The organism is Succinimonas sp. (assembly GCF_045225735.1).
Taxonomy (GTDB): Bacteria; Pseudomonadota; Gammaproteobacteria; order Enterobacterales; family Succinivibrionaceae; genus Succinimonas.
Genome location: NZ_JBGVBR010000203.1, coordinates 1 through 7,639, shown reverse-complemented (window position 1 = coordinate 7,639; position 7,639 = coordinate 1). Strand labels below are relative to the sequence as shown.

At 49.8% G+C, this 7,639-nt stretch carries 6 protein-coding genes; 5 read left to right on the top strand and 1 reads right to left on the bottom strand.

All coding sequences use genetic code 11. The features are described from left to right. The 5 genes from ACJROR_RS07065 to ACJROR_RS07045 all read left to right on the top strand — a co-directional run. On the top strand, positions 1-1,265 hold a 1,265-nt coding region (locus tag ACJROR_RS07065), incomplete at its 5' end, for a transposase (protein ID WP_406546506.1). A 192-nt stretch (positions 1,266-1,457) separates the two neighbouring features. Next, complete coding sequence (locus ACJROR_RS07060) at positions 1,458-3,119, top strand: AAA family ATPase (protein WP_406546505.1); 1,662 nt, start codon at positions 1,458-1,460, stop codon at positions 3,117-3,119. Between the two features lie 48 nt (positions 3,120-3,167). Next, positions 3,168-3,335, top strand: coding sequence for a hypothetical protein (locus tag ACJROR_RS07055; protein ID WP_406546504.1), 168 nt, complete (start codon positions 3,168-3,170; stop codon positions 3,333-3,335). Then, positions 3,328-3,918 carry a class I SAM-dependent methyltransferase gene (locus tag ACJROR_RS07050; RefSeq protein WP_406546503.1) on the top strand — a complete coding sequence of 197 codons (591 nt, stop codon included), beginning with the start codon at positions 3,328-3,330 and terminating at the stop codon, positions 3,916-3,918. The genes ACJROR_RS07055 and ACJROR_RS07050 overlap by 8 nt, the downstream gene beginning before the upstream one ends. Next, positions 3,888-6,470, top strand: a complete 2,583-nt coding sequence (locus ACJROR_RS07045) for a DEAD/DEAH box helicase family protein (RefSeq protein ID WP_406546502.1) — start codon at positions 3,888-3,890, stop codon at positions 6,468-6,470. Before ACJROR_RS07050 ends, ACJROR_RS07045 begins: the two co-directional genes overlap by 31 nt. Positions 6,471-6,482: 12 nt before the next feature. Here the strand turns inward: ACJROR_RS07045 and cas6 are convergent. Continuing rightward, a partial coding sequence (cas6, locus tag ACJROR_RS07040) for a CRISPR system precrRNA processing endoribonuclease RAMP protein Cas6 (protein ID WP_406546501.1) occupies positions 6,483-7,639 on the bottom strand: 1,157 nt, incomplete at its 5' end.

The window sequence follows — 7,639 nt, the reverse complement described above, 5'->3', positions numbered from 1 at the left end:
TTATGGCGTGCGCTGAAGAAAGCAGCAACAAGGAAATAGCCGCCCGTTTTCAGGTGCATGAGCGTACTGTTGCAAAATGGAAAAAGGCTTATCAGGAGAAAGGGATAAACGGCCTCCTGTCATCGCGCGGCGGCGGTCGCAAGGCAAAGCATGACGGCGAGAACCTTGAAGAACAGATAACCGCCCTGCTTACCGGAGCTACCGATGACAGCGGCAAGCTCTGGACTATCAAGGCTCTGGCGGACGAGACCGGGGCTTCGGAATATCAAATTTCAGTCATTCTTAAAAAGCTGAACATCTCTCTTTCCCGGAAGCACGTCTGGAATTATCAGACATCAAAGACGAAAAGCTATCCGGGATCTCCGGAAATAATCGGGATTTACCTGACCAGAAAGAGGTACGCCATCGTAACAGCTTACCACAAAGACGGCATAGTCACTTCTTCTGGCGAGTTTTGCACCGGCAACCGCGCCCTGGCTCGCAACCTGGAGAAGTCAGATGAGCGGCTGAACCCCAACGCCCTAATGAACGAGTGCGGTTTTTACCGGGATGACATCAAGGATGAAACGGTAACGCTGGAGGATTTTATCAAAAGACTCGTAAATGAAGCATCGTCTCCTGATTTGCCATCCGGAAACGTTAGCGCTGACAAAGATCCTGCCGGCAGCCCAGCCCCCGTAAGGATAGGAGTCTTTGTTTTTTCCGCAGAAGAGTTTGCCAGTCATCAGATATGGCCTGCCAATGTCGATTGTTGCATTTTCAGCAACAGGAATGAATGGCTGACTAAGGCGCATAGCTGGTTCGGAGCCAGATCGTCCGGAGATGCCTTGGGGTCTTTTGAATTTACAACAGCGGCAATCATCCGTTATCTTGACCGCAGCGGCAAAAGCGCTCCCTGCACCCCGTTTATTTGGAGCAGCCGTATCATAAGAACCGGAGCGGAGGAGTCTTCTGACAGCGGAACCGGATCTGTCGCCGCCGATGAACTCCCCAACAGTTGGTTAACCCTGTACGAGAACATTAACAAAAACGCTGCCGCGCAGTCGGGGTTCATCTTCTTCACCAAGGGCAAGAACGGCATCGAGTTCGGATCTGTGGTTAACGAGAGGCCGCTTCCGGACTCCGATTTCAGCTTTGACAGCGAGGAAGATTTCCTGAAAAGCATGAACCAGCTGGAACGGGAAATGGTGTCCATGCGAGATAAGGCCGGCGAGGCCGCAATGAAGCTGTACATCGATAAAAAGGTAAAAAAGAAAAAGCAGTAGCCCGGCCTTTTCAGACAGATTATAGCTGAATCAGGGCTCGGAAGATTCCGTTGCCGCCTTTCCTTCATGCGGTAAACGGAAAGGCTTCTAATGTGCGGCTAACACTTCATTACGTCCTGTATCACAGATACACACTCAGTGCTATGATAGAATGGCGACCGATGGTGATATTGAACTCGGGGACGTTAAAACATGGGACTTATTCTTAATCCTGGTAACGATAACAGCTTCATAAAGCTGGTTAAAGTAAAAGATACCAGAGTGTTTGTTGACAAAACTGATCTAATAGAAAAAACCAACGCTCTGTGCAATACAGATGAAAATCTTGTGGCTATTACCCGTCCCCGCAGATTTGGAAAGACCGTAACTGCACATATGCTCTCAGCTTACTATTCCAAAGGGTATGCCGGACAGGATATTTTTAACAAACTGAATATTGCAGGAAAAGACAGTTTTACAGATCATCTAAATAAATACAATGTCATTTACATTGATATGAACACCATTGACGGATTGTTTGACGGCTATGCAAACAAAAAACAGAAAGCTGATGGCGTTAACGATTTAGTTGATTATATTGAATATTCCATAATTAAAGAATTAAAATCCAATGATGATTTTTCAGAATGCCTTAAAAACCATCAGATTGAAAACACTGGACTTTTAGAAACTTTACTTGCAATCACCCAGGATTTGAACACAAAATTCGTATTCATTATGGATGAATGGGATTTGGTGTATCGCGAATACCGTAACGATGAAATCTTACAGAGAAAATTTATTAAATTGTTAAAAAATCTATTTAAGGCTGATGGCGGGCAGGATTGTTTTATTTTAGCCTATCTCACCGGTATTCTTCCAATTAAAAAATATAACTCTCAGTCCGCATTAAACGATTTTGATGAATATAACATGCTTGCCCCCGGTGAGTATGCTCCTTATTTCGGTTTTACTGATAATGAGGTTATTGACATTGTAAAATCACCTAACTGCAAAGTGTCGCATGATGATTTAAAAGAATGGTATGAAGGTTATAAAATCAAGGGAGTTGATATTTATAACCCTAATTCCGTCCGCAAAGCGGTAACCAGAAATGAATGCATCAGTTACTGGAGCAAAACTTCGTCAAATGAAGAAGTTGTGCGTTTGATTAATATGGATTTTGACGGCATAAAAAAAGATATTATGGATTTAATCGAAGGCGCCAGAGTGCAATTCGATTGCAGTAATTTTCAGAACGACATGGTGACCATAGAGGATAAAAATGATGTCTTCAGTCTTTTGGTGTGTCTGGGATATTTAGGATGTTCTGATATAGCCGGAGATGAAGATCTTAAACAGGCCTATGTTCCAAATAAAGAAATCAGACGAGCATTGATGGGGCTCATAAAAAAGCAGGAATGGTATGAACGAATGGAAACCATAAAGCGTTCAGAAAAACTGCTTAAAGCTATACAGGAACTCGATGGAACAACGGTAGCGACGCTGATTCAGGATATTCATAATTCTCCGGCAGTGGCTCTCCTTGATTACAACGATGAAGAATCGCTTACCTACTGTGTAATGACCGGTCTTTTGTGGTCAACTCTTGGCAAATACACTTCTCACAGAGAAGAACAGACCGGCAAAGGCAAAGCGGATCTTGTATATGAACCTGCGATTAAAGGAACGGCGCCGCTTATTCTGATTGAGTTTAAGTACGACTATTCTCCCGAAGAGGCAATTGCGCAGATTAAAACGAAGGAATACTTTAAACGTTATGCCGGACAATACAATAATATCATTCTAGTTGGGATAAATTACAGCACCAAGACCAAGGATCACCAGTGCCTGATTGAAACTTTGATTAAATAATTCAGGCTTTGTTTCCTCCGCTCTTATTTTGCGGTAAGGAAGCTTGCTTTGATTGCCCGAAAGCATAAGGGCCTGGTAACCTGCATATCCTTTGGAAAAGACCGGAATCAAGTGCCTGATGTCTGCGATCTTCATGATGGCATTCCTGATAACGCCATCATGGACACCTCTGTCAAACTGTACGATGAGGAAATTACGGAGGCCTTTAATGACTGACGCCACGCTGGAATACTACCGCGCCAACTCGGAAGCATTTTCCGAAGGCACCTTCAAGGTGGATTTCTCCCAGACTCAGGAGAAGTTCCTGAAGCTCCTTCCCAAAAATGCCGCCGTGCTGGATCTGGGGTGCGGATCCGGCAGGGACAGTCTCTCCTTTCTCCGGCGTGGTTTTCGGGTAACTGCAGCGGACGGCTCCCCCGAAATGTGTCGCATCGCCGCTCAGAATACCGGCCTTCCCGTAAAAACGCTGCTTTTTGAGGATCTGGACTTTAAAGAGGAGTTTGACGGGATCTGGGCCTGCGCCTCAATTCTGCACCTCCCCCGGGAGCCCCTGAAAACCGCGCTGAGTAAAATAGAAAGAGCTCTCGTGTCAGGCGGCATTCTCTATACCTCCTTCAAGTACGGAGAGTTTTCCGGAATGAGAAACGGAAGATTCTTTACCGATTTCACCTATGAGAGCTTTCGGGAATTTCTCCGGGAGGCCTGTAACCTCAGGATTTGCGAATACTGGATAAGCCGGGATGTCAGACCGGGCAGGGATGAAGAAAAGTGGCTCAATCTCTTAATGCGGAAAGAGTGATCACCGGAATCCGTTATTCCGAGAATGCCGCCACCGGCGGAGACAATGCCGAGGATCAGGTCTGGCGGCTCCTTAAGGATTCACTCAGCCGGGCCCGGAGCATCGACATCGTTGTCTCATTCCTGATGGAATCCGGAGTCCGGCTGATGCTGCCGGATCTTCTGGCGGCCGCAAATCGGGGCGCCCGTATCCGCATCCTTACCGGCACCTACCTTAACATCACCCAGCCCTCGGCTCTCTACCTTATCAGAAAGGAAATGGGCGATCGGGCAGATCTCCGGCTCTACAACGAACCCGGGCGATCCTTCCACCCCAAGGCCTACATTTTTCATTTCGAAACCTTCAGCGAAATCTTTATCGGCTCCTCCAACATCTCCAAAAGCGCTCTTACCCGAGCCATTGAATGGAACTACCGCTTCAGCAGCATCAGCGATGAAACCGGGTACCTCAAATTCTTCCAGACCTTTGAGGATCTCTTCTTCCGCCATGCCACGGTTATGGATGACGCCGCCCTTAAAGCCTATGCCGATTCCTGGCATCAGCCGCCGGCTCTCCGGCATCTTTTCCGGTACGAAGAATCCGGAAATGATCCGGATTCCGGGCCTGACCATGCTGGCAGCAACCAAGCTGACAATGTTGATGCCGGTACCGTCAATGCCGACAATGACCATACAGACAATGTTACCTCGATTTTCACGCCCCGGAACGCCCAGATCGAAGCCCTGTACGCTCTGGAAAAATCCCGGGCCGACGGCTGCGACAAGGGCCTCATCATCGCCGCCACCGGCATCGGCAAAACCGCCCTGGCGGCCTTTGACTCCCTGAACTTCGCCACGGTGCTTTTTGTCGCCCATCGGGAGGAGATCCTGAAAAAGTCCGCCCGTACCTTTTCCAGCATCCGGAAATCAAACGAAATCGGCTTTTTCAACGCTGATGAGAAATGCGCGGATCTCCCGGTTATCATGGCCTCGGTGGCCACTCTGGGGAGCGAGCGTTACCTGAACTCCGGCTATTTCCCCCGGGATCGCTTTGAGTATATCGTCATAGATGAGGTGCACCACAGCGCGGCCTCCCAGTACCAGAAAATCCTCCGCTACTTCAGACCGAAGTTTCTTCTGGGGCTTACCGCCACCCCCGACCGTCTGGACGGAAGGAGCATCTTTGAGCTCTTTGACTACAACGTGCCCTACCGGATCTCCCTCTTCACCGCCATCAACCGGGGCTATCTCGCGCCCTTCCGCTACTACGGAGTCTATGATGACACCGACTATTCGGGACTCCGGCTGGTAAACGGACACTATGACAGCGAGGATCTTAACAAAACCTATCTCGGGAACCTCCGCCGCCATGATCTTATCTTCCAGAACTACCTTAAGCGCGGTTCAAAAAGGGCTCTGGGCTTCTGCTGCTCCCGGCGGCATGCGGAGGAGATGGCCCGGGAGTTTTCTGAAAGAGGCGTAAAGTCCGTTTTCGTGTGCAGCAATGCTGCAGGCATATATTCCGAAAACCGGGAAACCGCCATTATCAGGCTCCTCAAAGGGGAGATCCGGGTGATATTTTCTGTTGACATGTTTAACGAAGGAGTGGACATCGCCCCAGTGGACATGGTGATGTTTCTCCGCCCTACGGAATCCCCGGTGGTTTTTCTCCAGCAGCTGGGCCGGGGACTCCGGCTGCATCCCGATAAGCCGGCGCTCACCGTGCTGGACTTTATCGGCAACTATGAAAAGGCCGGCCGCATCATCAGCATTCTCTCGGAAGGAAGATCCTCCGCCTCCCGGGACAGCTACGGCCCCCGGGATCTCCCGGACGGCTGCGAGGCGGATTTTGATCTCCGGGCCATCAGCCTCTTTAATGAAATGGCAAAGAAGGAGCAGAGCTTCCGGGACAGAATCCGTGCGGAATACTGCCGCCTCCGGGATCTTCTGGGCCGGCGTCCCATGCGATCGGATCTCTTCAAGAGCATGGATGACACCCTCTACCGCCAGATCATCAATCAGTCCAAGTACAACATTTTCCGGAACTACCTGGATTTTCTGAAGGAAAACAATGAACTCACCCCGGAGGAACAGGAGCTTTGTCAGGGGCCCGGATATGATTTTCTGAAAATGCTGGAAACCACCGCCATGACCAAGGTTTACAAAATGCCGGTTCTCATGGCCTTCACCGCCGGGAACGGCATAAAAATGCAGGTGAGCAAAACGGATCTTCTGGCATCCTGGAAGGACTTCTTCCGGAAAAACAGAAACTGGCGGGATCTGGAAAATAACCGTAAAAATGACCGCAGCGCGACCTTTGCCGATTTCCTGAACATCCCGGATTCCCGGCATCTCCAGACGATCCTGAAAAACCCCGTTAATTTCCTCCTTAAAACGGAGTACCGGTTTTTCCGGCAGCCGGAACCTGATTCTCTGGCCCTGGCAGAGGATCTCCGCCTTCCCTCTCAAAACCCCGCCTTCCGGGAGCATTTCTGCGACATTCTGGAATACCGGGCCGCGGAATATTACCGGAAGAGATACGATAAGGAAAATAAGATGCCGGAGCAGGACTGACCGGTTCCTGAGCTAGCGGACCCGCCTGATCCCGAAGCCTCCCAGCCCCATAATGCTGTAGCTTCCCAGATGACAGACCGCGCAGAACCAGAGATAGGGAATAAACGGCGTCAGTTCCCCCTTCAGGGTAAATTGCCCGTAAAAGCCCGGCAGACTTGTTTTTTCCCGGGATCTGTTGGAATAGCGGGTGCAGGTTTTCTGAAAAAGCTCCGTATCAGAGAGTTCGATCCCGCGAGCAAGTTCGATAAGCTCATTTTCCGGCCGGGTATTAAAGGGCAGGAGTCCCTTTCCGGAGGGATCCTTCTTCCGGCCGTAGTGATCGTAAAGGCTCAGAGTTCTTCTGACAGCCGTAGTCAGAAACTTCCGGGCAGTAAAGGCTTCGGGAGAAATGGCCACGCCTCTTTTGTTGCGAAGCTCGGGACAGCGGGCCTTAAGAATGAGCGGCATGTTCTCCGGGATAATCACCTGAATTTCACTGGCTTCGTTCGGACACTCAATACGAAGATGACAGTCCCGAATATCAAGCTCATGATTGTCCCCGCGCTGATAAACCGTAAAGATGCCGTTGCATGAGGACTGGGCCACCCGGATCAGCCGGAAACGCTTCCGATCCGCATTCACGCCCCGGCGTCCCGCAGCCATCATGGCTTTGATAATGTACTTGGTGTAGGTGGGATCAGTGCCGAACAGCTTTACCCTGATTGAAAACAGTTCTCCCTTCCGGGCAAACTGCCTGCTGAGATTTACGGTTTCAAAAATATAGGGCTTGGCCGTATCATCGCGGATCACATTATCTCCGTCCGCCGGGATCGCCCTTTCAAAAATAATGTTATAGGGACAGACCCGCAAAAGCTGACAGCGGTGGCATTCCTGACCTCTGGAAATGCAGCATTCACAGCGGAGACAGGTGCCGAACACTCCCCGAAAAGCGCTTCCGGGAAGTTCCGGAAATCTGATATCCTCCAGGGATTCAAACTCCAGAATATATTCGTTTACAGGAATCCAGAAAATCATATCTGCCCGGCGCTGCCTAAAAAGAAAGAGTCGTGTTCGGTACGGGGTTCCCGGACACTCCGGAAAACGGTCATTCCCCGAATGCACTTCTCCGGAAATCATGCCCCGAAAACCAGTCAAATTATACGGCATGGGGAGATTCCCCCGTCTTAATC